This window comes from Planobispora rosea (assembly GCF_014648175.1).
Lineage (GTDB): Bacteria > Actinomycetota > Actinomycetes > Streptosporangiales > Streptosporangiaceae > Planobispora > Planobispora rosea.
This window is the reverse complement of record NZ_BMQP01000001.1, coordinates 370,571-395,050: the sequence shown is the minus strand read 5'-3', so window position 1 is coordinate 395,050 and position 24,480 is coordinate 370,571. Positions and strand designations below refer to the sequence as shown.

The following is a 24,480-nucleotide window of genomic DNA, read 5'->3' as shown; positions in this document are numbered from 1 at the left end:
CGGCAGGTCGCCCGCGCCCGGCACGGCCCCCTGGGCTCTGGCCAGCTCGACGAGATCGTGGTTGTCGAACGGGCGGTCCTCCAGCCACTGATGAGAGCAACTCCTCAGGCGGGGATCTCCACGTCGGCGACCTCCATGACCTCGGTGGTGCTGGCGGTCTCCCAGCGGACCGAGAGCCGCTCACCCAGGGACAGCGTGGCGATCGCGTTGGAGAACCACGGCCCCTCGGTGATCCGCCACTTGATCGGGGGGCGGGGGATGCGGGCCAGCCGGGCCAGCCAGCCTCCGATCAGGGTGGCGATGCCGAACTGGGCGACGATGTTGGCCAGCCGGAGGGTACGGCTCAGCGGGTTGCGGATGGGCGAGCAGACCAGCTGGTGGATCGGGTGCTTCCTGGCCTTGGCCGCGTACGAGTAGTGGATGTCGCCGGAGAGGATGATCACCGGCTTCCCCGTCCGGATCAGTAGCCGGGCCAGGTCCTCGAAGGAGCGGCGGAAGGCCGACCAGTGCTCCAGGTCGAAGGTCTGGCGCAGCCACTCCGACCAGCGGCCGACCCGGCGGCCCCAGGCGCCCTGGGCCAGCGCCTCGTTCCAGGTCTGCACGTGGTGGATGCCGGAGGGGAGCAGGAACGGCACCGAGGTGCCGAGCAGGATGCGCTCGACGCCTTCCCTGGACAGCTGCTCGGTCAGCCACTCCCACTCCACCGGGTCCAGCATGCGCCGGTCACCGGGGATGAGCTGCCGGGCGCACCGCGAGTCGATCATGATCAGGCGGGTGGAGCCGAGGTCGCGGGCGTAGCTCCAGCGGCTTTCGGAGGGGACCGCGTCAGCGTGCGCGGAGAAGGTGTCGAGGATCTCGGCCCCGTCGCCCTCGGCGGCGCACAACTTGCCCAGCAGGCCGTCGGCGTCGCGCTCGGCGGGCGACAGGTTGCCCAGGTGCTGGTAGATCCAGTAGGCCCCGAGGCCGGCGACCACCCGGCGTGGCCACCACTCGATCGCGGCCATCTTCTCCCGCCAGTCCGCGGAGGTGTTCCAGTCGTCGCGCAGGTCGTGGTCGTCGAAGATCATCGCGGTGGGCACGGTGGAGAGCAGCCAGCGGATCTCCGGGTCGGTCCAGGCCACCCGGTACAGCTCGGCGTACTCCTCGAAGTCGGCGATCTCGGCCTTCGGCTCGTCGTCCCTGCGGTTCCTGATGAACTCCAGCATCTCGGCGGAGGGCTCGTCGGCGTAGACCTGGTCGCCGAGGAGGAGCAGCATGTCGGGCCACTGCTCCTCGGGGGTCTCCATCATGCGGCAGCCGTACGAGCGCAGGACGTCCACCCCATGCGAGATGGTGTGGATCACGTCGTGCGGCACGCTGGTCCGGCAGGAGCCGAACATCACCTTCTGGGGACCGTCCGGGCCGAGCAGCCGGATGCGGCTGGGCGGGTGGTCCGGCAGCGGCCAGACGGTCTCCCCGTCCAGGCGGACCTCGTACGCTCCTCCGTCGGTCACGTCCACGATCGCGTAGTGGTGACCGTGAACGGTGAAGGTCCGCGCGCTCGCCAGCGCCCGGCCCGCCTCGACCGTCACCTCGCACGGCTCGCTGGTCTCCACCCAGATCGAGGCGTTCACCTCGTCGACGTAGCGCAGCATCGGCCCTACGACGAGTTCCGGCACGTCCATCCCCCCAGCCATTGCAGATCAGCCGACATCCCTGGGACGCCTCCCGCGGGAGGCGTCCTTCCGGTGCCCGTACGGCGGACCGAGTAACAAACGACTCGGCTGGTAAGTAGGGAAGCACACAAACATGCGTTATACGACCATAAACCGCACATCTCCATGTGCTGGGGCCCGCGGCGGACGTCGCGGCCGGGAGCGGCGGAGGATACCGCGCGGGCGCGGCCGGAGTCCGGGACTCCGGCCGCGCCCGCCGGGGCCGGCAGAGGCCGGGCCGGAGGGGGCCCGCCCTAGCGGGAGGCCACCCGGCGGAACACGCCGCGCAGCACCTCGGTGGGCCGCTGCTGCTCTCCGTGGAGGGACGCCATGACGACGAGCGCGCCGGTGACGCCGGGAACGATCCACTGCATGACGCGCAACCGCTGCTGCGTCCTCGCGACGTCGGCGGGGGTGTCCTCGTCGGGCTTGACGCCGCCTTCCGCCGGCACCTCGCCGGCGCGGTCGAGCTCGGCGCCCAGCTTCCTGCTGTAGGCGGTGGCGGCCAGTGCCGCGGCGGTGAGCGCCGCCTTGGCCAGGGAGCTGGTCCCCACCCCCTGCTGGAAGGCGACCCGGCCCTTGTTGGTGGCGAGCATGCCCGTCGAGCCGACGAGGTGGACCGCGATGCCCGCGAGGTTGACCGGCGTCCACCGGTTCCAGCCCACATTCGCCACCCGCAGGCGCTCGCGTCTGTCGCTGACCTCGCCGGCGGCGCCGTTCAGACCGACCGCGCCCATCAAGGAGCCACCGAACCAGGCCGCCAGCCCGATGTCATGCATAGCCCGGATTACCGTGTTGCGTTGCATGTGTCTCTCCTTCGCCGTCGGGATGGGACTGCGTGGGCTCCGGCGGGATCGCCGGTAATCACCACGAGGTGGCGATTACCCGAATCGGTACGTCCGACTCACGCGGTCCGCCGCAATCTGCTGCGCCCCTGCTCGGACGGCCTCACTCCGGTTCCCGCCCGGAGCGGTCTCACGCGACGTGCACGCCCACTTCCACACCGCTCAGCAGCGCCTTGGAGTAGGGGCAGTGCCGGTGCGCCTGCTCGGTGAGGCGCCGGGCCGTCTCCGGGTCGGCCTGCGGCAGGTGCACCGTCAGCTCGACGCCGATCGCGTAGTCGTCGCTCTTGCCGCGCTTGCGCAGTTCCACGGCCGCATCGACGCTCGCGCCGCCGGTGTCCACTCCCCCGCGCCCGGCGACCAGTTCGAGGGAGTTGTGGAAGCACGCCGCGTACGCGGCGGCCAGGAGCTGCTCGGGATCGACGGCCCCGCCGGGACCGCCGAGTTCCCGCGGCGCCCTCATCTCCAGGTCGAGCGTCCCGCCCTCGGCCGTGACCCGTCCGGTCCGGCCGCCGCGGGACGAGGCGCGTGCCGTGTACAACGTGCTGTAGCCGTCCGCCTCCCCCGAGGCGTCCCGCGGAGCGGCGCCGTCTCCGGCGGTCTCGGCTTCGACGCCGGGCCCGGAGTAGTCGGACGCCACCGTGGTGCCAGGCCGTTGCGGGTCTGGCCGCGCGTCGTGGTTCATGAGTTCGCCCCCTGATCTCGATGCCCGGGAGGGCTTCACGGCGCCGCGCTCCCCGTCCCGGGCCTGCCTGTGCGGCACCGTGGAAACGTCGGCTACGTACCCGCGACGCACCATGCGACACAGACGCGACCCAGATGTGGCGCGGATACGGCGATCACGGCCCTGGCGGGCACCTCGCGCCCTCCTGCTCCAAACCGGCGTACAACGACCGGCGGACCCGCCACAGTGGCGGGTTCCCTTCCCCGGGCGCAGGCGATTTCCTCGTGACAACAGATCGGCGGGCAAGGGGTGCGACACACAAAGATCGGTCGCAAGAACGCAACGTGTCCGTCTTGGTGCGACTAACCCCCATAGTTACGCTGATCATGACAAACCACCATGAGTGGAGCAACGGCGCTCCACTTCCCATATGGAGGACCTCCTTCATGTCGATCACGGTGCCGTCAACGACGCCGGCCACCCCGTCCCCCCTCACCCCCTCCCCCCTCACCCCCTCCCCGCTCACCCCGGGCCGCCAGGCCCTCGACTCCGCGCTCTTCCAGCTCGACCAGGCCGCCGACCAGCTCGGCCTGGACGACGGGCTGCGCACGATGCTCGCGACCCCCCGCCGCTCGCTCACCGTCGCGGTTCCCGTCCGCCGCGAGGACGGGCGCATGGACGTCGTGCAGGGCTTCCGGGTCCAGCACAACATCACCCGCGGCCCGGCCAAGGGCGGCATCCGCTTCCACCCGTCCACCGACCTCCACGAGGTCACCGCGCTGGCCATGTGGATGACCTGGAAGTGCGCGCTGGTCGGCATCCCGTACGGCGGCGCCAAGGGCGGCGTCGCCGTGGATCCGGCCTCGCTGACCCCGCGCGAGCTGGAGCGGGTCACCCGGCGCTACGTCAACGAGATCCTGCCGATCATCGGTCCGGAGAAGGACATCCCGGCCCCCGACGTCGGCACCGACGAGCAGACCATGGCCTGGATCATGGACACCTACTCGGTCAACGCCGGCTACTCCGTGCCGGGCGTGGTGACCGGCAAGCCGATGACCCTCGGCGGCTCGCTCGGCCGGGCCGGGGCCACCTCGCGCGGTGTGCAGATCTCCGCGCTCAGGGCGCTGCCGGGCTCGCCCGAGGGCCGCACCGTCGCGGTCCAGGGCTTCGGCAAGGTCGGCGCGCCGGCCGCCCGCTACCTCGCCGACGCGGGCTGCCGGGTGGTCGCGGTCTCCGACGTCACCGGCGCGGTGGTGAACCTCTCCGGCCTCGACGTGGACGACCTGCGGGCCTGGGTGGAGGAGACCGGCGGCGTGTACGGCTACCGCCACGCCGACGCCCTGTCCCACGCCGACCTGCTGGAACTGGACGTCGACATCCTCGTCCCGGCGGCCCTGGAAGGTGTGATCACCGAGGAGAACGCCCCCCGGATCAGGGCCCGCCTCATCGTGGAGGGCGCCAACGGTCCCACCACGCCCGGGGCGGACCGCATCCTGGCCGACGCCGGGACCACGGTGGTCCCGGACATCCTGGCCAACGCGGGCGGTGTGATCGTCTCCTATCTGGAGTGGGTGCAGAACACGCAGGCCTACTCCTGGAGCGCCGGGGAGGTCGAGGTCAAGCTCCGCGACCTGATGGAGCAGTCCTACGACGCGGTGGCGGCGTTGTCGGCCGAGCGCGGCATCACACTGCGCCAGGCCGCCCACGTCATCGGCGTGGGCCGGGTCGCCGAGGCCCACCGGCTGCGCGGCCTGTACCCGTGACCCTCCGCCCTTGATCCTCGCCCGTGACGGACCGCGGGCTCCCCCGGCGGGGCCCGCGGTCCTCCGGTCAGGCGGCGTGCCGCCAGGGGTTGAGGCTCAGCAGGTTGTCGATCTGCAGGGCGGAGACCGGGGGCGAGAACAGGTAGCCCTGCGCCAGCGGGCAGCCCATCCGCTGCAGGAGGACCGCCTGCTCGTGCAGCTCGACGCCCTCGACGACGGTGTCCACGCGCAGGCTGGCCGCCAGCTCCAGGATCGCCTTGGTGAAGGCGCGGGTCCGCTGGTCGTCGTCGGTCAGCGCGGTGGTGAACGATCGGTCGATCTTGAGGATGTCGACCGGCAGGGTCCGCAGGTACGACAGGGACGAGTAGCCGGTGCCGAAGTCGTCCATGGCGATGCGCACACCGTGCTCGCGCAGGGCGGTGAGAACGGCGATCAGGCGCTGGGTCTCGGCCGGGGTGGTGGCCAGCAGCATGCTCTCCGTGATCTCCAGGACCAGCGCCCCCTCGGGCAGGCCGTACCGGGCCAGCGTGCCGAGGACCATCTCGGTGAAGTCCTCCTCCCGCAGCTGGCGGCCGGAGATGTTGACGGTGACGGAGATGCCGTACTGCTCGTGCCAGCGGTGCGCGTCGGCGCAGGCCTGCTCCAGCACCCACCGGCCGATGGGGACGATGAGCCCGGTCTCCTCGGCGATGGGGATGAACACGTCCGGCGGCACCGGCCGCGACCCGGGCGGGCTCCAGCGCAGCAGCGCCTCGACCGCCCGGATCTCACCGCCGGCCAGGTTGACGACGGGCTGATAGTTCAGGACGAGTTCGCCGCCCTCGACCGCCTGGCGCAGGCCCGCGGTCAGGCGGGTGCGCTCCAGCTGCGCGTGGCGCAGCGCCGGGGCGAAGACGGTGACCTGGTCCTTGCCCGCGTTCTTGGCGGCGTACAGGGCCAGGTCCGCGTCACGGAGCGCCTCCGACGGGCTGGCGACGGGGAGCCCCGCCAGGACGCCGACGCTGGTGGTCACGTACAGCTCCCGGCCGCCCAGCCGGTAGGGGGCGCGCAGCCCGGCCAGGATGCGCTGGGCCACGGCGAGCGCGTCCTCGGCGGTGGCCGCGGGCAGGAGGAGGGCGAACTCGTCACCGCCGAGCCGGGCCAGGGTCTGCCCGTCGGTGACGACGGTGGTGTTCAGCCGGTGGGTGACGTGGGTGAGCAGCTCGTCGCCGACGGCGTGACCGTAGGTGTCGTTGACGTCCTTGAACCTGTCCAGGTCCAGCAGGAGAAGCGCGGGCGGAGGGGTCCCGGGCACGGCGGCGCCGGCGGTGATGGCGTGCTGGATGGACTGGCCCAGCAGGGTGCGGTTGGCCAGCCCGGTCAGCGGATCGTGCAGGGCGCGGTAGGACAGGCTGCGCTGGAGGATCTCCTGCTGGTGCAGGGCCGTGGCCAGTTCGCCCGCGCGGTTCTCGGCCACCCGGGCGACGGTGTTCAGGCGCAGCACGAGCAGTACGGCCATCAGCACGGTGAACGCCGTGGTGACCAGCTCGCCGAAGGGCTCGTGCGCCCCGGGGACGTCCAGCAGGGCCCGGCCGAGGCCGGAGCCCAGCGGGCTGAGCAGCGCCAGCGCCAGGAACGTCACCACCCGGGCCCGGCTGGACACGGGGGCGGTCCGCAACCGGTGCGCGGAGCCGAGGCTGGGGTGCAGGACGGCGGCGCCGGACAGGACGGAGAAGCCCAGCCAGCCGATCGTGGAGACGGGCCCGGAGGGCTGGGCCGCCACCTGGTTGAGCAGGTAGACGCCGTCCCCGGCGAACAGCGCGACGTAGGAGGCGCTCAGCAGTCCCAGCCAGAGCGCGCGGCCGTTGTCGAGCGCCAGCCGCATGAGGAGGCCGAAGGCGAACAGGTCGATGACGGGGATGGCGACCGCGAACGCCAGGTGCGCGCCGGTGTGCCCGCTGCCGTCGATCATCGGGCCGACCAGGAAGGTCCAGAACGGCATGGCCACGCCGACCGTGATGATGCCCGCGTCCAGCAGCGCCGCCGCGCGGGAGCCCTCGACCCGCAGGTTCAGCATCGCCAGCGCGGCCAGCGACAGGACGTAGGCGCTCAGGGTGCCGGCCCGGTACAGGACCATGGCGCCGGAAAGCTCCAGCCAGACGTGCCCGGCGGCCCAGAACAGGGTGGTCGAGAGCCAGGCGAGCACGGAGGCCGCGCACAGCAGCCGCCAGGGCCACGACCCGGTCAGCCGGTTCAGGCGCGCTCCCGCGATGACGGCCGTCGCCGAGGCTCCCTGCAGCAGCACCCACACCAGAACCCCCAGCGTCGGGGAGACGGAGGCGAGGAAGGGGGCGGCGGCGGTCAGCGCCGTCCCGAGCAGGAGATAGGCGGCCCACACCCGGGAACCGCCGGCGGGGCGTGACAGGGCGGAGGGAAACGCCCCGAGTGGAAGCCGGCTCATCGCCTTCCCCCTCCGTCCTGCTGGCCGATGACTCTCAGAGCGCACCATCGGCCGGAGAGGGCCGGCCCTGAGCGTTTCAGAGCACGTCATCGGCCGGGACGGACGGGCCCTGAGCGTTCCGCCGGACGGATCCCCTCCGGGTCACCGGCCGGGACGGTCACGGACGGGCGCGGCCGGGGAGGGACAGGGGGTCCGCCTGTCCGTCCAGGGCTCTGACCAGGCTCTCCAGGTCGCGCATGAGCCGCTCGGTGCGTTCCGGGCCGTAGGCCGCCTCGATCACCTGGTGGTGCTCGGCCACCCCGCCATCCACCCGGGCGAGCAGCTCGGCACCGCGATCGGCGAGGAAGACCGCGACCCTGCGGCGGTCCGCGGGGGCGTGCCCCCGGTAGACGAGCGAGCGGTCCACGAGCCGGTCGACCGCCTTGGTCAGCGTCGGATGGGGCATCAGCACGGCCTCGGCCAGCTCGCCCATCGAGTGACCCCGCCCGTCGGCGAGGCCCCGCAGGATGCGCCACTGCTCGACGGTGACGTCCTCGGCCGCCAGCGCGGCGGCCAGCCCCCGGTTGACGCTGCGCTCGGCCCTGCTGAGCAGGTAGGCGAGTGAGGATCCCAGCCCGGTCGTCACCACGTGGAGCTCCCGTCCCTGTCCCGGCCCATGTCCCGGCTGGATAACGGCTCTGCCGTACCCGTCCCTCCGGGAGGATACTCGTCTGCGTGGCAGAAGCCATTCCGGCCGTCACCCCGGTCATCGACCCCCTTGAGGCCCGGTTGCTGGCGGGCACCGCACTGCGTGTCGGGCTCGTGGTCCCGGTCTCCGGGGTCCTCGGGCTGGTCGGGCCGTGCGCCGTCAACTGCGCGGTCCTCGCCGCCGACGAACTCAACCTCGCGGGCGGGATCCTCGGCAGACGGGTCGAGCTCGTGCTGATCGACGGCGGCCGTCCGGCGGAGCGGGTCGCGGCCGAGGCCGGCGCGCTCGTGGCCTGCGGCGCCGTGGACGCGGTCGCCGGCACCTGCGGCAGCGACGTGCGGATAGCGGTGGTGCGGGCGGTGGCCGGGCGGGTGCCGTTCGTCTACGCCCCGCCGTACGAGGGGGGAGGCCACGCGCCCGGGGTCTACTTCCTGGGTGAGACGCCCGAGCAGCAGCTCGGGCCCGGCATCGACTGGCTGACCGGCGACCGCCGCGCCCGCCGGTGGTTCCTGCTCGGCAACGACTACGTCTGGCCGCGCCTGGTCCACCGGGCGGCCGGGCGCCTGCTGGCCGCGCACGGCGCCGCGGTGGTCGGCGAGCGGTTCGTCCCGTACGGCGTGCGCGACGTCGCGCCCCTGCTGGAGGAGCTGGTCGCCAGCCGGGCCGACGCGGTCCTGCTCAGCCTGATCGGCAGCGATCTCGTGGCCTTCAACCGGGCCTTCGCCGCGGAGGGGTTGTCGTTCCCGCGGCTCTGCGGGGCGCTGGAGGAGCACGGCCTGCTCGGCATCGGAGGTGACGCGACCGGCGAGCTCTACGGCGCGATGGGGTACTTCTCCAGCATGGTCACCGACGACAGCATGAGCCTCGGCGAGCGTTACGTCCGGCGCTTCGGCCCCACCGCGCCGCTGCTCAACGGGCACGGACAGGGGTGCTACGAGGCGGTGCTGATGCTCGCCGCACTCGCTTCGCGCGCCGGGACGCTCGCGGTGCCGGCGGTGGACGCCGCCGCCGACGGCGCGTCGATCGTGACGGCGCGGGGACGGCTGACACTCCGGGGGCGGGGCGTGCGGCGGCGGGCGCATCTCGGCCGGGCCGACGGTCTCGACTTCGACATCGTGCGCTGACCCGTGGGCGTGCGCCGGGCCGGGTCTCCCGGAGCAAGAAGCTTTCTGTAGAAAACTTTTCTGATTCAAGGATTTGCCCTAGGGTACGGCTGCCCCCTCATCAAGGAGCCACCATGGCAACCGACCCCTCCCTTGAGCACTTCGGGTACCGGCAGGAACTGCACAGGACGCTGACCTTCACCGACCTGCTCGTCTACGGCCTGATCTTCATGGTGCCGATCGCCCCCTTCGGCATCTTCGGCAGCGTCTTCCAGGGCTCCGGCGGCATGGTCGCCCTCGCCTACGTCATCGGCATGGTCGCGATGGCCTTCACCGCGCTGTCCTACGCGCAGATGGCCCGTGCCTTCCCGATGGCCGGCTCGGTCTACACCTACGCCGGCCGGGGCATCGCCCCGCCGGTCGGCTTCCTGGCCGGATGGGTGATCCTGCTCGACTACGTGCTGGTGCCCGCCCTGCTCTACCTCATCGCGAGCTACGCGATGGCCTCCTTCGTGTCCTTCATCCCCGTCTGGGGCTGGCTGATCATATTCGTGCTGCTGAACACGGCGGTGAACTACGCGGGCATCCAGATGACCGCACGGATCACCAAGATCATGCTGATCGGCGAGCTCGCCGTGCTGGCCGTCTTCCTGGTCGTGGGCCTGGTCGCCCTGGCGCAGGGCAAGGCCCAGGCGGGGGCGCTCAGCCCGCTCTTCGACTCCTCGACGTTCTCCTGGCCGCTGGTCTTCGGCGCGGTCTCGATCGCGGTCCTGTCCTTCCTCGGCTTCGACGGCATCTCGATGCTGGCCGAGGAGAACCAGGAGGACAGCCGGCAGCTCGGCCGGTCCATGGTGGCCGCGCTCGGGCTGGCGGGCGTGCTGTTCATCGCGCAGACCTGGGTGGGCGCGCTGCTCACCCCGGACCGGACCAGGCTGCTGAACGAGGGCGACCCGGAGGGCACCGCCTTCTACGACATGGCCGAGTTCGCCGGAGGCCACTGGCTCGGCGTGCTCACCGCCGTCGCCACCGCCATCGCCTGGGGCTTCGCCAACTCGCTGGTCGCCCAGGCCGCCACCTCCCGCCTGCTGTTCGCGATGGCCCGCGACCGCCAGCTCCCCCGTTTCCTGGCCAAGGTCAGCCCGGCCCACCGGGTCCCGGTCAACGCCACCCTGCTCGTGGCCGCGATCTCCCTGGCCGCCGGCCTCTACCTGACCACCCGCGAGGACGGCATCGGCCTGATCAGCGGGCTGGTCAACTTCGGCGCGATGACCGCCTTCCTCGCCCTGCACGTCTCGGTCGTGGTCCACTACGTCGTACGACAGCGCAGCCGCGACTGGTGGCGGCATCTGATCGCCCCGGCGATCGGCTTCGCGATCCTGGTCTACGTCGTGATCAACGCCAGCATCGCGGCCCAGGCGCTGGGCCTGATCTGGCTGGGCATCGGCGTGGTGGCGCTGGCCGCCTCCTACCTCACGGGCCGCCGCCCCACCCTTCCCGGCCTGGACGCCTCGGCCGCCGCTCCGAAGCAGCCCCGCTGACCCCGCGCCGGACCATCTCAGAGACGAACCGCAGACAGACGAACCACCGCAGACAGACGAACCACCGCAGAACCCGCCCGCCCCGAGGAGAGCTACATGTCCGACCTGTTCGAGATATTCGAGGTACCCCCGCCGGCCGCGTCCCTCCTCCCCAGGGCGGGCGCGCGATGAACGTCGTCTCCTACCGCCCCGGCGAACAGGATCTCGCCTACACCTTCGGGGGCCGTCCCCCCGTCGGCACCGTACGGCCCGGCGACATCCTGGAGCTGTACACCGAGGACTGCTTCGGCGGCCGGGTCCGCTCGGTGGAGGACCTGCCCTCGCGGGTCTGCGAGTTCCCCTACCTCAACCCGGTCACCGGCCCCTTCCGCGTCGAGGGCGCCGAGCCCGGCGACACGCTCGCCCTGCACTTCGTCGCCATCGAGCCGGCCAGGGACTGGGCAGTGTCCACCACCTTCCCGCACTTCGGCGCGCTCACCGGGACCCACACCACGGCGATGCTGCAGCCTCCGCTGGAGGAGATCGTCTGGCGCTACGACGTCGACGCGGACAAGGGCGTGGTCCGCTACCACGCCCGCCGGAGCGACTTCACGGTCGAGCTCCCGCTGGATCCGATGCACGGCACCGTCGGCGTCGCGCCGGGCGCCTCCGAGGCCCGCATGACGATCACTCCGGACGCCCACGGCGGCAACATGGACACCCCCGAACTGCGCGCTGGGGTGACCGTGTACTTCGGGGTCAACGTCGAGGGGGCCATGTTCGCGCTGGGCGACGGCCATGCCCGGCAGGGACACGGCGAGGTCTGCGGCACTGCGGTCGAGGCGGCGATGAACACCGTGGTGGCGGTGGAGCTGATCAAGGGGGTGGTCACCCCCTGGCCGCGTCTGGAGGACGACGGCCACCTGATGTCCACCGGCTCGGCCCGCCCGCTGGAGGACGCCTACCGGATCAGCCAGCACGACCTGGTCACCTGGACCTCCGCGCTCACCGGCCTGGACACCATGGACGCCTACCAGCTCGTCAGCCAGGCCGGTCAGGCCCCGGTGGGCAACGTCTGCGACACCAACTACACGATGGTCGCCAAGCTCCCCAAGGACATCCTCGGAGGCCCCGCCGTCTACGAGTCGGCTCACGACCGCCTGCGCGCTCTGGGCCGCCGCTACCTGTCCGAGCGCTGACGCCCCGGGAAGGACGCGCCCCGGGGAGTCTCCGTGCCGCCGCGTCACCCGGACTCCGGCGGTTCGGACCTGCCCTCCCCGTCCCTGCCCGCCGTACCGGCCTCACCTCCCCGGGGCCGGTACGGCGGACCGAGCAGGGCCAGGGCCTCCTCGACGTCGCCGAGGGTCACCGGCACGACCGTCCCGTCCTCCTTCCGGCCCCGCCGGCTCATCCGCCGCAGGACGGTCTTCTCCTGGTCACGCAGTTTGGCGGCCTTCTCGAAGTCCTGCTCGTCCAGTGCGGCCTCCTTCTCCCGCCGGATCTTCTCGATCTTCTCCTCAAGCTTCTCGTTGAGCAGGACGGGCTCCGCGGAACCGGCCCGGCCGCGCATGACCGCCTGCGCGCACGCGTGGTCGAGCAGGTCGAGCGCCCCGCCGGGAAGGACCTGTCCGCGTGAGATCGTCCCGGCCCGCTCGGTCACGGCGGCCACGATGTCCGGCCCGATCGTCACAGAGTGATGCTCCTCGTATCCGGCCCGAGCCGCGGCGAGGACGCGCGCGGTGTGCCCGGCGGACAGCTCCGCCAGGGGGATCGCCCTGAAGGCCCGGCTGATCACCGGCTCCTCGGCCTCGTACCTGCGGTGGTCCTCGGGGGTCGCGGTGGCGATCACCCTGATGCCGGAGCGTTCGATGGCCGGCCACAGCAGCGACAGGACGCCGCCCGGCACGGGCAGGGAGCGGATCGGGGTGAGGGCGTCGTCCAGGGCGAGAACGAGATTCCGCATGCCGTCGAACTCCTCGGCCAGGCTGTCGACCCACACCTGCAGATCCTCGCGGTCGCGGACCTCGTGCGTTATCACGTTCACGTCGAGCAGATGGACGGTGGCCGCCCGCAGGCCCGGCGGAGCGTCCTCGGCGGTCATCGCCTGGGCGATCCCGCGCACGAGCGCCGTCTTCCCGGAGCCCGGCTCGCCGACGATCAGGGGGCGGTTGCGCCGCAGGAGCAGCAGGGTCTGCATGGCCCGCCTGATCTCCGGCTCGCGGCCGACGACCGGTTCCAGCCTGCCCTTGCGGGCGGCGTAGGTCAGGTCATGGCCGAACCGGTCGAGGAACACCGGGAGGGTCGGCGACACGGTCTTCCCGGACCCGCCCGCGGCGGCCGGCCTTCTGCCGCGGTGGCCGTGGAGCAGCTGGACGACCTGCTGCCGCACCCGGTTGAGGTCGGCGCCCAGCTGTACCAGCACCTGGGCCGCCACGCCCTCGCCCTCGTGGATCAGGCCGAGCAGGATGTGCTCGGTGCCGATGTAGTTGTGCCCCAGTTGCAGGGCCTCGCGGAGCGACAGCTCAAGGACCTTCTTGGCGCGCGGGGTGAAGGGGATGTGCCCCGACGGCGCCGACCGGCCCTGGCCGATGATCTCCTCGACCCGCTGGCGCACCCGGGCGAGGCTGATGTCCATGCTCTTCAGAGCCTGGGCGGCGACGCCCTCGTCCTCGTGGATCAGGCCGAGGAGGAGGTGCTCCGTACCGATGTAGTTGTGGTTGATCAGCCTCGCCTCCTCCTGGGCGAGGACGACGACCCGCCGTGCGCGGTCGGTGAACCTCTCGAACATCGCCGGTCGTCCCTTCTGCGGCCCCGGACGGATCCCGTCCGGCCCGTTCCGCGCGGACGGTCCGCGCCGGGGAGCCGTCCGGGCCGTGGCCGACGTGATGGGCAGGAGATCTACGTTCCCATCGACGTCCCGAACGGGCGCCCTGTCAAGGCCGCCGTGACGATGTCCTCGCAGAGGGCATGGGTGGCCAGGGCGTCGGCGGCGTCGATCACCGTGCCGGAGCGGACGGCGCCCAGGAACTCCAGGCATACCTGCTCGATGCCGCGCTGCCGGGGGACCGGCGTCCAGTCGCCCCGCCGGGTCAGGGTCTCGCCCCCGGCGTAGTCGGTCACGTCGGCGAGGTTGACCACCCGGCGCTTGACGCCGCCGCCCATGACCTCCAGGGTCTCCTCGGCCGCGCCGCCCACCCGGTCCATGATCCCGAACGCGGTGAAGCCGCCGCCGGACAGCTCCAGCGTCACGTGCTCCAGCAGGCCGTCCCCGGTCCGGGCCCGGATGCCGGTGTGCTCGACCGGGCCGGGGACCAGGAAGCGGAGCGTGTCCACGACGTGGATGAAGTCGTCGAAGACCGCGATCCGCGGGTCCTGGGCCAGGTTCCTGCGGTTCTTCTGCATCACGATCAGGTGGCGGGGCAGGCCGAGCAGGTCCGCGTAGGACGGCGCCCGGCGGCGGTTGAAGCCGACCAGCAGGGACCGCCCCCGCTCGCGTGCCAGCCGTACCAGGCGCTCGGACTCGGCGAGGGTGTAGGCGATCGGCTTGTCCAGGTAGACGTGGACGCCCGCGAGGAGCAGCGGCTCGACGATCTCCGCGTGCGCGGCCGTCGCCGCGTGCACGAAGGCCGCCTCGACGCCGGCCTTCACGACCTCCTCCACCGAGGTGGACCGCCGCTCGATCCGGTGGGCGGCGCCGAGGCGGTCGAGGGTGGCGCGGTCCCGGGTGCACAGGTGGAGGTCGAGGCCGGGCAGCGCGGTCAGGACCGGGAGGTAGGCCTTCTCCGCGATGTCCCCGAGACCGATCATGGCAATCTTCATGCGGCGACCCTACGGCCTGCGGCTGCGGCGGGCGGGGCGCGTTCCGGCGCCCGGCCGGAACCGGACACCGGGCGGACACCGGGCGGACATCGGGCGGACATCGGGCGGTCTTCTCATGCCGCCCTGTCGAGCAGGGAGCGCCACCAGGCGATCGTCTCGGCCAGGGCCTCGTCCATGGGCGTCGGCGCCGTACCGAAGGTGGCCTGGAAGTCCGTGGAGTCGAGGACGAACGGCCGGACGAACTGGTAGCGCAGTTCCTCCAGTTCCCCGAGCATGGGCGAGAAGGCTCCGGCCGTGCGCAGGAGCCAGTGGGGCATCGTCCTGACCGCCGGGCCGGGGACTCCGGCCAGCTCGCACAGGCGCTCCGCCACGGCGCGGTAGGTCATCGCCGGTCCCGTCGGCACGTGCCAGGCACGGCCCCAGGACCGGTCGTCGGTGGCCGCGGTCACCAGGGCGCGGGCCACGTCGGGCACGTAGGTCCAGCTGTGCGGCTGGTCCGGGTCGCCGATGTAGCGGATCACCTTGCCGGTGAGCAGGCGCGGGACGAGCCTGTCCCCCATGTGCGACTGGTCCCGGCAGCCGGGACCGAAGTAGTCCGACCCTCGTACCTCGGTCACCCGGACCCGGCCCGCCTCGTGCGCGGCCAGGGCCTCACGCCACATGCGGACCCGGATGGCGCCCTTGGCCGAGGGCGGGGTGAGCGGGTCGTCCTCCCGCATCGGCCGCCCGGGCGCGGCGTAGACGTAGAGATTGCCGAGGATGACGTATCCGGCTCCGGCGGCCTCGGCGGCTCCCAGCAGCGACTCCGCCATCGGCGGCCAGTCCTGCGCCCAGCGGTGGTAGGGCGGGTTGACGCAGTTGTAGAGGGCGTCGGCGCCCTCGGTCAGGGCGGCCATCCGCTCCCGGTCGGACGCGTCGGCGGCGACCTTCCGGATCCCGGGCAGGTCGGGACCCGAGCCGGAGCGGCTGACGAGGACGACCTCGTGCCCCCGCTCGGTCAGCAACGCGGCGACCTGGGAGCCGACCTGTCCCGCTCCGGCGATGACGTGCTTGCCCATGGTTGTTGTCCCCTTCATCGATGTCCACCGGCTCTGGACGAGCCGCCGGGCGGCGTTGATCCGCTCCGCTTCGAGAGCAATGCTCTCCCAATGGAGCACAGATCGTCAAGAGCAGTGCTCTCTCTTTTCTGCGGCGCTCTGGTACGGTCGTCACATGAACGCAGGCCGTACAGCACGGGAACGGGTCCGGGCCGAGCTGACCCGCGAGATCACCGACATCGCCCGCCGTCAGCTGGCGACCGACGGCGCGGCGGGGCTCTCACTGCGCGCGGTCGCCCGGGAGATGGGCATGGTCTCCTCGGCGATCTACCGTTACTTCCCCTCCCGGGACGACCTCCTCACCGCGCTGATCATCGACGGCTACAACGCCCTCGGCGAGGCCGTGGAGAACGCCGACGCCGCCCGCCCGCGCGAGGATCACACCGGACGGTGGATGGCGGTCTGCCACGCCGTGCGCGACTGGGCGCTGGCCCACCCCCACGAGTACGCCCTGCTGTACGGCTCGCCGGTGCCCGGCTACAAGGCGCCGATGGACACCGTCCAGGCGGCGGTCCGCGACACCGCCGTCTACGGCCGGATCCTCTCCGACGCCCACCGGGCCGGGGCACTGCGCCCACCGGGCGGCTTCCCCCCGGTGCCCGGCCCGTTCGCCGGCGACGCGGCACGCGTGCGCGAGGTCATGCCCGGCGTCCCCGACGACGTGGTCGCCCGGGCCCTGGCCGCCTGGACCGGACTGTTCGGCTGGGTGAGCTTCGAGTTGTTCGGCCAGTTCAACAGTGTGGTCCTCGACCCCGGCACGGCCTTCGACCACGCCATGCGCTGCCACGCCGCCCTGCTCGGCCTGCCGGTCGCCGACTCCTCCCCGGTGCACGGAAAGTAGTGGATCAGTAAGCGGAACGTGTCAGAAGCAGTCATTCTCCCAGTTCACGTCGGTGGGCACACTGAGACCATCAGCGCCGTCCTGGAGGTAGCAGTGATCCGACCGTGGGAAGCCAGCCCAACGGCCGACTTCAAGCGCCGGCTCGGAAAGCCGGCGAGCGAGCTGGGGACGACGAACAGCAGTCCCTCCTGTCCCGACATCTGGGAACTCGACAACGGCGACTTCGCCGTCGTCGGCCGCGACCTCACCGCCGCCTACACCGGCCGCCTCCCCGACGACGTGTCCGTCGCCCAGGACGAACGCATCGTCATCATCCCCCGCGTCACGCTCATCGCCGCCAGATCGGACATCCCCCATGCTTGACCGGGTCCGAGCCGCGCCGGGCCGTCCGCTGGACGCGACCGCCTACCTCGACGACTTCTGGCCCGTCTTCCGCACCCTGGGCGACGGGCCCTTCTGGAAGCTGGAGCGGGGCCAGCACTTCCGCGAGCCGGACGTGGCGAGCTGGAACGCGATGATCGCAGGCGACTGGGAACGCTCACTCGTGCTGGCCGAGGAGATGCGCGCGGACATCGCCTCCGCCTCCGGGCCGGAGCTGCACCGGGTCCGCGTCGTGGAACAGCCGGTCACCCCGTACCTGCAGTGGGAGATGCAGATCCTCAGGATCCGCGCCGAGACGGGCGAACGCATCCGCGTCCTGCCCGCCAAGTCCGTCGCCCACCTGGAACGCTCCGGGGAGCGGCTGCCCGAGGTGGTCGTCCTCGGCTCCCTGACCATGTACGAGGTCCTGTACGACACGACGGGCACGCTCAGCGGGGCCCGCCGCATCGACGACCCCGAACTGCTCGGCTCCTGCCGGGCCGAGCTCTCCCAACTCTACGAGCAGGGCGAGGACCTGCTGAGCTACTTCGATCGCGAGATCTCCCCCCTGCCGCCACCCAAGCCCGGCACCTGAGCGGAGGTAGCCACCCGTGACACCGCGCCGCCTCTCCGAGCGGTTGCCGCGCGGCCTCCCCAGCCGGATCCTGACGACCGTCCTGTTCCTGGTCGTCGTCGTCCTGGTCTCCGGCCTCGTCGCGATCTCCCCGCTCGCCCTCGACGTGCTGGGGGCGCAGGCGGACAACTGGGAGCACCTCAGCCTCATCGGCCAGACGTACGGCGCGGCCTCCACGCTGCTGTCGGTCCTCGCGCTCATCGGCGTCGCCATCTCCCTGGTCCTGCAGGCCCGCGAGGCCAAGTCCGACCGCGAGCAGACGCTGCGCATGCTCCACACCGACCTGATGAAGATGGCGATGGAGGATCCGCTCTACCGCCGGGCGTGGGGTCCGTTCTTCGAATCCGACGACTCCGACATCCCGCGGGAGCACATGTACGTGAACCTGATCATCTCGCAGTGGTCGATGGAGTACGAGCTGGGCGCCATCACCGAGGACCACCTGCGCTCGATCGCCCGCGTGCTGTTCTCCGGGCCGGCCGGCCGCCGCTACTGGACCAATGTCCGCGACCTCCGGGTCACCAGCACCTCCACCCGGCGCGAGCGGCGCTTCCACCGGATCCTCGACGAGGAGTTCCGCGCCACGGGCGAGACGCCGCCCTCCCCTCCGGCCGCATCGTCCCCGCCCCCGCCTCCGCCCCCGCCGTCCCCTTCCGCCCCGTCGTCACCCCCGGACTTCCCCGCCCCCCTGTCTCCCCCGGCCGTTTCCGCTCCCCCGGCCCCTCCGGCCGCGGCCGCCTTCCGGGCGCCCCTCGGCAGGGCCCGGCAGGTCCGGCCGGCCCTGCTCGCCCTGACCCTGCTGGCCGTACCCGCGGCGGTGGAGGCCGCCCGCCGGGCGGTCACCAGACAGCGCACGCGGTGACCCCGCCCCGCCTGCCCCTTCCCCGGCAGGCGGGCAGAACCAGATCTTCCAGGAGGGCCGGCGGCCGCGCCTCCCGCGGAGAAAGGATCGGCCGTCCGCAGCAGATTCTTCCCGACAAAATTCCGAAAAGATCGCATCCTTATCGGATGAGGTCATTGAGCCCCGCGCATCTTCCACTCACAGCAGAACGAGGCTCACAACCAGCGGAAAACCATTTCCGAACGGTCTTCGGGAATCACGCATCGGTTTTCACCGCCCTTAAGCTTGTTTTGTTTACATGCTGTTGATTACCGTGTGGGAGATGTGGGGGACGCCGCCTCCCGGTCTGTTTCCGGTACAGCGAGCCGTACGAGGGGATCATCGTGACTGATCTCGATCGCGAGGCGATGCGGGCCGCGGTGGAGCGGATCCAGCGGCTGTCGGACGAGCACTGGTGGGCGCTCGACCCCTCGTGCCGCCTGATGGAGAACGACACGTGGGTGGGGCCCGCGGGCTCCCGGTTCGGCACCCAGGTCCACGCCGACCAGCGCGAGTTGCGCGCCATGCTCACCGAAGCGGTGCACAGCGCGAACCAGAAGCTGGCGTCGTCACCGGACAGGCCATGACCACCGGTCCGGAGTTCACCGGGGTCAAGCAGCCCGAGTTCGACACGATGGCGGACAAGCACACGCAGACCGCCGAGCGGCTGGACCGGCTGGCGCAGGCACTGTACGGCGAGCTGCAGGGCGCCGGGCTCGACACCACCCCGGCGACCCGGCTGAGAGAGCTGGCCGACCGGGTCACCACGCAGGCCGAGGATCTGCGACGACGGCAGAAGCTGATCCACGAGATGGAGCGGCAGAAGGTCGCCTTCGGCAGGAGCACGCCCGCGGGAAGCTTCCTGGAGATGCCCGACAGGCTGGAAGCGGCCCAGGGGCTGCTGGACGGGACCCTCGCCGCCCGCGCCGTACTGGACGCCGCCGACGGGAACCCCGCGGCACTGGCGCAACTGGAGAAATACGCGTCACGGACCGGAGACGCGGAGTTCGTCAAGGTGTTCCTGGGCCTGCTGGGCGCCGGGGGCGTGACCAGGCTGCCCGGCTCGCTCGCCGCGCAGCTGAACGACGCCCGCAAGCACGGCGACTCCGACCGGGTCGCCCAGCTCTCCTCCTCGGGCAAGAAGGCCCTGGGGATGCTGAGCGCGGCCCTGGCCAGGGGAACCGATCCGAAGAACCCCGGCTACCTGGGCGGCGGTTTCCTGCGGGACCTCGTCAAACAGGGCCGGGCGGAGCACAAGACCGGCGATGTGAAGTACTCGGGATACCAGGCGCAGGCGCTGCTGTGGCGCGCCCACGACGGCAAGCCGCCGTTCTCGAAGAAGTTCATGGAGATCGTCGGACGCGACGCGATCGTCTACGAGCACGAGCAGCGCAAAGACGAGTGGGCGGCGAGCAGGGACCCGCTGGGCCGAGTCTTCGCGGGAGACCAGATCCCCATCTTCGATCTGGCCGGTGCGCTCGGGCTGGGCGGCCTGCTGCGACCGGGGTCGGAGGCGACCAGTCCGGGCAAGCAGACCAGGTCGTCGATCGTGGACGACCTGTTCCACGCGGCGAGCTCCAGCAAGGAGGCATCCCAGGCGCTGCTGGACCACGTCCCGGCGGGGTGGAAGGAATCCGTGCTGGACTACATGCTGACCACCCGGTGGGACGCCTTCCGCTATCTGGACGACTACCGGCCGTTCAACAACGCGCTGATCGCCGCGACGACCGGCCAGGACGCGACCTCCACGAAACTCGCCGCCGAGATGACCAGAATCCTCGCCGACGAGGTCCGCCCCGCCTTCACCAAGGCCGACAGCGGCAACCTTGCGATCAAGGACAGGGAGGCTCTCGACCGCCTCGCGCCTCTGCGTTATCCCCTGGCCCAGGCGATGGCAGCGAACATCGACCAGTTCTCCCGGCTCCTTCTCAACCATGCGACCTTCGGCAAGGCCTCAGCCGAGGACCTGTCCTACGCGCTGGCACTGGCCACCGGTGACGATGCCGGCTTCGAGGCTCTGATACGGGCGCAGACCGAGCACATGCGAGCGGCGCTCGACACCGTTCCCCCGGTCGGCCTCACCCTGGCGAACGCCGAAAAGCTCGGTTTCACGGAGGCCGACGTCAAGAAGTTCGACTTCGACGAGGATGGTCGGGTCGACAAGGCCGACATCAAACAGTTCCTGACCGACCGGATCGTGGCCGAAGCACGTCCCTTCGGCCACATCACGGAGATCCGCCGCCAGGTGCTGATCGCCCAGGGGTTGGACGATAAGAAGGCGGATGAGTCGCTGAAGAATATGGTGCGCGAGGCGATAGGGCTGTTCCCAGTGCCGGGAGCCAGGCAGGTGGGCGAACTGGCCACCGGAGCCTTCGGCGGATTGGTCGGCACCGGGTACGACAAGCTCACTGGGGCGGCGTACGACGAGGTCTCCAGGCAGGTCGCCCGGCGGATGTCGGAGGACGGCCGGAATTTAGACGGGATCCACGGGACACTGGGAGACAACCGGCTCGCGGTGGAGAGACTGGCCGAGCAGATGATCGCCACAGCCATGCTGAACAAGGGCATGCTCGACGGGTTCAACCTGAAAGATCAATCGTTCGCGACAGGAGTCCCTCCGAGGATCAAGCCTTTCGCTGAGATGACCCCACAGGAATACAGCCAGTTCCTCGCATGGACACGTGAAACCGGCGGAAGCGATGATCTGTTGGACCGCTTCCATAACACCTTCCGCAGGACCAGCTATGTAGACGACTACCTCGATCTACAGATCCCGTCCTCTCCGGGAGGTGGCATGTGAAGCTGCGTCGTCTCTTTGTCACTCTGACTCCTCTCGTGTTCCTCGCTACGGCTTGCACCCCAGAGAATGATGTCGCATCCACGCCGATTCCGCCTCACCGCCCGGTCGTAGACTCAGCTCCCTATATCTGCAAACTCGTGCCCGAGCAGGCGTTTCGCCTGATTAGCGGTGTGACCGGGCCGCTTGTGGAGAAAACAGATGGCAACGAAAGCGACAGCGACTGTTGGGCACCGGACACAAACCCGCGCCCACTGGAAGTGAGATGGCTCCGCGAGGGCGATGGGATGCCCCAGGAACAGCTGGACTTCGTTATGGACGATAGACGGGCGGTCTACACGAGGCACGGAGGAGTCCCGCTTCCCAACGATCTCGGGGACGGCTTAGCCGCGTATCTGCCGAACACCCCATTTGCCGCCCAGCCGTACCGGGTAGTCGCAAAATTCCGCTGCGACGACAAAGAGCAATTGATCACCATCTATCTCGCCAAGGTGGCCAAGGGCAGGGATGCGATCAAGGACATGATCGAGCTGATGCGCATCGCTCAGAAACGCTACGGCGAGCTCTACGACTGCACCCCGGGTGCGTAACCGGCCGGTCCTCCGTTCCTCCTCCGCATCCCGGCGGGCCACTGGGTTCCAAGTGAGGGACAAGCGGGCCACCCGATCATGGGGGTCGTACCGGACCTTCAGGGAGCTTCCGCATGGGCATCGTCGATCTCTTCCAGGCCAGGCGTCTGCGCGCCGGACGGGTGCTGCTCCTCGGGTACCGGCCCGATCCCGCGCTGCTGCTGGAGACCGTACGGCTGTGCAGCCCGATCGCGCACCCGGATCGCAAGGGGATCCGGGTGACGAGGAAGATGCGGCTACGCGGTCCGATCGAGATCACACCGGCCGTCGAGGCGCGGGCGGGCCTGCCTGCGGGGTGGCGGATCGCCTACGTGCTGGAGGAGACCTGGCGCGACATCGGCGGGCGGTACTGCTTCCCGCCGGATGTCACCGAGGGGCTGGCCCGGCGGCTCAACGGACGGTCGCATCCGGCGTCCAACCGCCGCGACGTCCTCGCGTCGGTGATCGAGTGCTATGAGATCCCCGACCGGCGTCTCGCGGAACTGCTGTCCGGAGTGCTTCCCGGCCTGCGCTTCCACGAGCGGGTCGACGAGGAGACCATCGTGTTCAGAAGCAGTGCGAGCCCGATCCGGGTGCTTTTCATCGAGAGCCGCTTCGGCACCGAGTACGAGATGGACGTGGAGGACCCGGCTGCGATCACACCGGACCTCCTCGCGGCTGGCGAACTGGCCGCCCGGCTGATCGCCGAGGAGACCGGCGGCATCGCCCAGGACTTCAACGGCTTTCTCCTCCCGGGGCAGGACGCCGTCCCACGGCGCGGGGTCCGCTCCGAGAACGGGAAAAGACTCCGATGAGGACGGCACGGGCGGGCATCCGGGCCTGGCAGGCCGATGCCCGGCCCGGATGCGAGAGGCCGTGATGCGAGAGGCCGTACGGCGTCAGCGGGTGGCGCGGTTGACGGCGGAGATGATCGCCTTCAGGGAGGCGGTGGTGGTGTTGGCGTCGATGCCGACACCCCACAGGACCGTGCCGGCGACGTCGCACTCGACGTAGGAGGCGGCCTTGGCGTCGCTGCCCGCGCTCATCGCGTGCTCGGCGTAGTCCAGGACGCGGACCCGGATGCCGATGCGCGACAGGGCGTCGCAGAAGGCGGAGATCGGGCCGTTGCCGACGCCCTCGACGTCGCGGATCTCACCGTCGACGCGGATGTCGGCGCTGATGGCATCCTTGTCGTCGACGGCGGAGGAGTTGCGGTGGGCCAGCAGGCCCAGGCGTCCCCAGGGCTTGGCGGGGTTGGGGAGGTACTCGTCGGTGAAGGCCTCCCACATCGCGCCCGGGGTGATCTCGCCGCCCTCGGCGTCGGTGCGGGCCTGGACGACCCGGGAGAACTCGATCTGCAGGCGGCGCGGCAGGTCGAGGTGGTGGTCGGCCTTCATGATGTAGGCGACGCCGCCCTTGCCCGACTGGCTGTTGACCCGGATCACGGCCTCGTAGGTGCGGCCGATGTCCTTGGGATCGATCGGCAGGTACGGCACCGCCCAGCGGAAGTCGTCCACCGGCACGCCCGCCTCGGCGGCGTCGCGCTCCAGGTGCTCGAAGCCCTTCTTGATGGCGTCCTGGTGGGAGCCGGAGAAGGCCGTGTAGACCAGCTCGCCGCCCCAGGGGTGACGCGGGTGCACGGGGAGCTGGTTGCAGTACTCCACGATGCGGCGGATCTCGTCGATGTCGGAGATGTCGACCTCCGGGTCGATCCCCTGGGAGAACAGGTTCATGCCCAGGGTGACCAGGCAGACGTTGCCGGTGCGCTCGCCGTTGCCGAACAGGCAGCCCTCGATGCGGTCGGCCCCGGCCATGTAGCCCAGCTCGGCGGCGGCGACGGCGGTGCCTCGGTCGTTGTGCGGGTGCAGGGACAGGATGATCGAGTCGCGGTGGGCCAGGTTGCGGTTCATCCACTCGATCTGGTCGGCGTAGACGTTCGGCGTCGCCATCTCGACGGTGGCGGGCAGGTTGATGATGACCTTGCGCTCCGGGGTCGGCTGCCAGACCTCGTTGACCGCGTCGCAGACCTCCACGGCGTACTCCAGCTCGGTGCCGGTGAAGGACTCCGGGGAGTACTGGAAGTAGACGTCCACGTCGGAGGCGGCGGCCAGCTTCTTGCAGAGCTTGGCGCCCTCGACGGCGATGGCGGTGATGCCCTCGCGGTCCTGGCCGAAGACGACGCGGCGCTGGAGGGTGGAGGTCGAGTTGTACAGGTGGACGATCGCGCTCTTCGCGCCCTGGATCGCCTCGAAGGTCCGCTCGATCAGCTCGGGCCGGGACTGGGTCAGGACCTGGATCACCACGTCCTCGGGGATCCGGTCCTCCTCGATGATCTGGCGGACGAAGTCGAAGTCGGTCTGCGAGGCGGCGGGGAAGCCGACCTCGATCTCCTTGTAGCCCATCCGTACCAGCAGCTCGAACATCTTGAGCTTGCGGTGGGAGTCCATCGGGTCGATCAGGGCCTGGTTGCCGTCACGCAGGTCCACCGCGCACCACCGGGGGGCCTTCTCGATGACCTTGTCCGGCCAGGTGCGGTCGGTCAGCTTGACCGGGGCGAAGGGCTCATAGCGGTGGAAGGGCATGGGGCTGGGCTGCTGCGGATACATCTGCACGTGCTCCTCGACGGGGATCGGCTGGAAAAACGATCACGGCCGACGCGCATGACTCGCTCCGCGACGAGGGAGCCGGCCTGCTACAGGCCCTCGCCGCGGCGGCTAAGAAGAAGAAGCCCGC

General features: G+C 70.8%; 21 protein-coding genes and 1 pseudogene. 12 read left to right on the top strand and 10 right to left on the bottom strand.

The window, feature by feature from the left end; genetic code table 11:
- Window positions 1–104: 104 nt before the first annotated feature.
- The 3 genes from IEZ08_RS01725 to IEZ08_RS01715 all read right to left on the bottom strand — a co-directional run bounded on the left by IEZ08_RS01725 (window position 105) and on the right by IEZ08_RS01715 (window position 3,221).
- On the bottom strand, window positions 105–1,664 hold the full coding sequence (locus IEZ08_RS01725; RefSeq protein ID WP_229802846.1) for an alkaline phosphatase D family protein: 1,560 nt from the start codon (window positions 1,662–1,664) through the stop codon (window positions 105–107).
- Window positions 1,665–1,948: 284 nt separating this feature from the next.
- On the bottom strand, window positions 1,949–2,473 hold the full coding sequence (locus IEZ08_RS01720; RefSeq protein ID WP_203863189.1) for a hypothetical protein: 525 nt from the start codon (window positions 2,471–2,473) through the stop codon (window positions 1,949–1,951).
- A gap of 196 nt (window positions 2,474–2,669) precedes the next feature.
- Window positions 2,670–3,221 carry an Ohr family peroxiredoxin gene (locus tag IEZ08_RS01715; RefSeq protein WP_141703707.1) on the bottom strand — a complete coding sequence of 184 codons (552 nt, stop codon included), beginning with the start codon at window positions 3,219–3,221 and terminating at the stop codon, window positions 2,670–2,672.
- Between the two features lie 425 nt (window positions 3,222–3,646).
- Here IEZ08_RS01715 and IEZ08_RS01710 point away from each other — a divergent pair, with 425 nt between their 5' ends.
- On the top strand, window positions 3,647–4,963 hold the full coding sequence (locus IEZ08_RS01710; RefSeq protein WP_189241508.1) for a Glu/Leu/Phe/Val family dehydrogenase: 1,317 nt from the start codon (window positions 3,647–3,649) through the stop codon (window positions 4,961–4,963).
- Window positions 4,964–5,030: 67 nt separating this feature from the next.
- Here the strand turns inward: IEZ08_RS01710 and IEZ08_RS01705 are convergent, their stop codons facing one another.
- Together IEZ08_RS01705 and IEZ08_RS01700 are read right to left on the bottom strand one after the other, a co-directional pair.
- Window positions 5,031–7,403, bottom strand: coding sequence for a putative bifunctional diguanylate cyclase/phosphodiesterase (locus IEZ08_RS01705; RefSeq protein WP_189241507.1), 2,373 nt, complete (start codon window positions 7,401–7,403; stop codon window positions 5,031–5,033).
- A 157-nt stretch (window positions 7,404–7,560) separates the two neighbouring features.
- Window positions 7,561–8,031, bottom strand: a complete 471-nt coding sequence (locus IEZ08_RS01700; protein ID WP_189241506.1) for a MarR family winged helix-turn-helix transcriptional regulator — start codon at window positions 8,029–8,031, stop codon at window positions 7,561–7,563.
- Window positions 8,032–8,117: 86 nt separating this feature from the next.
- Here IEZ08_RS01700 and IEZ08_RS01695 point away from each other — a divergent pair, with 86 nt between their 5' ends.
- The 3 genes from IEZ08_RS01695 to IEZ08_RS01685 all read left to right on the top strand — a co-directional run bounded on the left by IEZ08_RS01695 (window position 8,118) and on the right by IEZ08_RS01685 (window position 11,910).
- Window positions 8,118–9,215, top strand: a complete 1,098-nt coding sequence (locus IEZ08_RS01695) for a substrate-binding domain-containing protein (protein ID WP_189241505.1) — start codon at window positions 8,118–8,120, stop codon at window positions 9,213–9,215.
- Between the two features lie 113 nt (window positions 9,216–9,328).
- Complete coding sequence (locus IEZ08_RS01690) at window positions 9,329–10,732, top strand: APC family permease (RefSeq protein WP_189241504.1); 1,404 nt, start codon at window positions 9,329–9,331, stop codon at window positions 10,730–10,732.
- A gap of 167 nt (window positions 10,733–10,899) precedes the next feature.
- A complete protein-coding gene (locus IEZ08_RS01685) occupies window positions 10,900–11,910 on the top strand; it encodes an acetamidase/formamidase family protein (RefSeq protein WP_189241503.1) in 1,011 nt (336 codons plus the stop codon).
- 44 nt (window positions 11,911–11,954) lie between these two features.
- Here the strand turns inward: IEZ08_RS01685 and IEZ08_RS40770 are convergent, their stop codons facing one another.
- The 4 genes and pseudogenes from IEZ08_RS40770 to IEZ08_RS01670 all read right to left on the bottom strand — a co-directional run bounded on the left by IEZ08_RS40770 (window position 11,955) and on the right by IEZ08_RS01670 (window position 15,606).
- On the bottom strand, window positions 11,955–12,674 hold the full coding sequence (locus IEZ08_RS40770) for a UvrB/UvrC motif-containing protein (RefSeq protein ID WP_444980695.1): 720 nt from the start codon (window positions 12,672–12,674) through the stop codon (window positions 11,955–11,957).
- A gap of 140 nt (window positions 12,675–12,814) precedes the next feature.
- Window positions 12,815–13,499, bottom strand: a pseudogene (locus IEZ08_RS40765) (Clp protease N-terminal domain-containing protein); the annotation flags it as partial.
- Between the two features lie 110 nt (window positions 13,500–13,609).
- The gene (locus IEZ08_RS01675; protein ID WP_189241501.1) at window positions 13,610–14,530 is read right to left on the bottom strand and encodes a Gfo/Idh/MocA family protein; all 921 of its coding nucleotides are present in this window, start codon (window positions 14,528–14,530) and stop codon (window positions 13,610–13,612) included.
- A 113-nt stretch (window positions 14,531–14,643) separates the two neighbouring features.
- Window positions 14,644–15,606 (bottom strand): NAD-dependent epimerase/dehydratase family protein, encoded by a 963-nt coding sequence (locus tag IEZ08_RS01670; RefSeq protein WP_229802845.1) that lies wholly within the window; start codon window positions 15,604–15,606, stop codon window positions 14,644–14,646.
- A 136-nt stretch (window positions 15,607–15,742) separates the two neighbouring features.
- Between IEZ08_RS01670 and IEZ08_RS01665 the strand changes: the two genes are divergently transcribed.
- The 8 genes from IEZ08_RS01665 to IEZ08_RS01630 all read left to right on the top strand — a co-directional run bounded on the left by IEZ08_RS01665 (window position 15,743) and on the right by IEZ08_RS01630 (window position 22,562).
- Window positions 15,743–16,468, top strand: coding sequence for a TetR/AcrR family transcriptional regulator (locus IEZ08_RS01665; protein ID WP_068922093.1), 726 nt, complete (start codon window positions 15,743–15,745; stop codon window positions 16,466–16,468).
- A gap of 93 nt (window positions 16,469–16,561) precedes the next feature.
- Window positions 16,562–16,831, top strand: coding sequence for a hypothetical protein (locus IEZ08_RS01660; RefSeq protein ID WP_068922092.1), 270 nt, complete (start codon window positions 16,562–16,564; stop codon window positions 16,829–16,831).
- On the top strand, window positions 16,824–17,423 hold the full coding sequence (locus tag IEZ08_RS01655) for a DUF6879 family protein (protein WP_068922091.1): 600 nt from the start codon (window positions 16,824–16,826) through the stop codon (window positions 17,421–17,423). The genes IEZ08_RS01660 and IEZ08_RS01655 overlap by 8 nt, the downstream gene beginning before the upstream one ends.
- A gap of 16 nt (window positions 17,424–17,439) precedes the next feature.
- On the top strand, window positions 17,440–18,324 hold the full coding sequence (locus tag IEZ08_RS01650; RefSeq protein ID WP_189241500.1) for a DUF6082 family protein: 885 nt from the start codon (window positions 17,440–17,442) through the stop codon (window positions 18,322–18,324).
- Between the two features lie 362 nt (window positions 18,325–18,686).
- A complete protein-coding gene (locus tag IEZ08_RS01645) occupies window positions 18,687–18,929 on the top strand; it encodes a hypothetical protein (RefSeq protein WP_068922089.1) in 243 nt (80 codons plus the stop codon).
- The gene (locus IEZ08_RS01640; protein WP_068922088.1) at window positions 18,926–21,142 is read left to right on the top strand and encodes a serine hydrolase family protein; all 2,217 of its coding nucleotides are present in this window, start codon (window positions 18,926–18,928) and stop codon (window positions 21,140–21,142) included. The genes IEZ08_RS01645 and IEZ08_RS01640 overlap by 4 nt, the downstream gene beginning before the upstream one ends.
- Window positions 21,139–21,729 (top strand): hypothetical protein, encoded by a 591-nt coding sequence (locus IEZ08_RS01635; protein WP_189241499.1) that lies wholly within the window; start codon window positions 21,139–21,141, stop codon window positions 21,727–21,729. Before IEZ08_RS01640 ends, IEZ08_RS01635 begins: the two co-directional genes overlap by 4 nt.
- A gap of 113 nt (window positions 21,730–21,842) precedes the next feature.
- Window positions 21,843–22,562 carry a hypothetical protein gene (locus IEZ08_RS01630; protein ID WP_068922086.1) on the top strand — a complete coding sequence of 240 codons (720 nt, stop codon included), beginning with the start codon at window positions 21,843–21,845 and terminating at the stop codon, window positions 22,560–22,562.
- Window positions 22,563–22,646: 84 nt separating this feature from the next.
- Here IEZ08_RS01630 and leuA read toward each other — a convergent pair whose 3' ends face one another.
- Window positions 22,647–24,353: a 2-isopropylmalate synthase gene (leuA, locus tag IEZ08_RS01625; RefSeq protein ID WP_068922085.1), complete on the bottom strand. Its 1,707-nt coding sequence runs from the start codon at window positions 24,351–24,353 to the stop codon at window positions 22,647–22,649.
- Window positions 24,354–24,480: the final 127 nt, after the last annotated feature.

What these genes read in the sequence shown, in the direction of transcription:
- IEZ08_RS01710 (WP_189241508.1), top strand. Translation starts at nt 3,647, where the DNA reads ATGTCGATCACGGTGCCGTCAACGACGCCGGCCACCCCGTCCCCCCTC.
- IEZ08_RS01720 (WP_203863189.1), bottom strand. Translation starts at nt 2,473, where the DNA reads ATGCATGACATCGGGCTGGCGGCCTGGTTCGGTGGCTCCTTGATGGGC.
- IEZ08_RS01690 (WP_189241504.1), top strand. Translation starts at nt 9,329, where the DNA reads ATGGCAACCGACCCCTCCCTTGAGCACTTCGGGTACCGGCAGGAACTG.
- IEZ08_RS01725 (WP_229802846.1), bottom strand. Translation starts at nt 1,664, where the DNA reads ATGGACGTGCCGGAACTCGTCGTAGGGCCGATGCTGCGCTACGTCGAC.
- IEZ08_RS01670 (WP_229802845.1), bottom strand. Translation starts at nt 15,606, where the DNA reads ATGAAGGGGACAACAACCATGGGCAAGCACGTCATCGCCGGAGCGGGA.
- IEZ08_RS01630 (WP_068922086.1), top strand. Translation starts at nt 21,843, where the DNA reads ATGGGCATCGTCGATCTCTTCCAGGCCAGGCGTCTGCGCGCCGGACGG.
- IEZ08_RS01675 (WP_189241501.1), bottom strand. Translation starts at nt 14,530, where the DNA reads ATGAAGATTGCCATGATCGGTCTCGGGGACATCGCGGAGAAGGCCTAC.
- IEZ08_RS40770 (WP_444980695.1), bottom strand. Translation starts at nt 12,674, where the DNA reads ATGCGGAATCTCGTTCTCGCCCTGGACGACGCCCTCACCCCGATCCGC.
- IEZ08_RS01705 (WP_189241507.1), bottom strand. Translation starts at nt 7,403, where the DNA reads ATGAGCCGGCTTCCACTCGGGGCGTTTCCCTCCGCCCTGTCACGCCCC.
- IEZ08_RS01665 (WP_068922093.1), top strand. Translation starts at nt 15,743, where the DNA reads ATGAACGCAGGCCGTACAGCACGGGAACGGGTCCGGGCCGAGCTGACC.
- IEZ08_RS01715 (WP_141703707.1), bottom strand. Translation starts at nt 3,221, where the DNA reads ATGAACCACGACGCGCGGCCAGACCCGCAACGGCCTGGCACCACGGTG.
- leuA (WP_068922085.1), bottom strand. Translation starts at nt 24,353, where the DNA reads ATGTATCCGCAGCAGCCCAGCCCCATGCCCTTCCACCGCTATGAGCCC.
- IEZ08_RS01655 (WP_068922091.1), top strand. Translation starts at nt 16,824, where the DNA reads ATGCTTGACCGGGTCCGAGCCGCGCCGGGCCGTCCGCTGGACGCGACC.
- IEZ08_RS01640 (WP_068922088.1), top strand. Translation starts at nt 18,926, where the DNA reads ATGACCACCGGTCCGGAGTTCACCGGGGTCAAGCAGCCCGAGTTCGAC.
- IEZ08_RS01685 (WP_189241503.1), top strand. Translation starts at nt 10,900, where the DNA reads ATGAACGTCGTCTCCTACCGCCCCGGCGAACAGGATCTCGCCTACACC.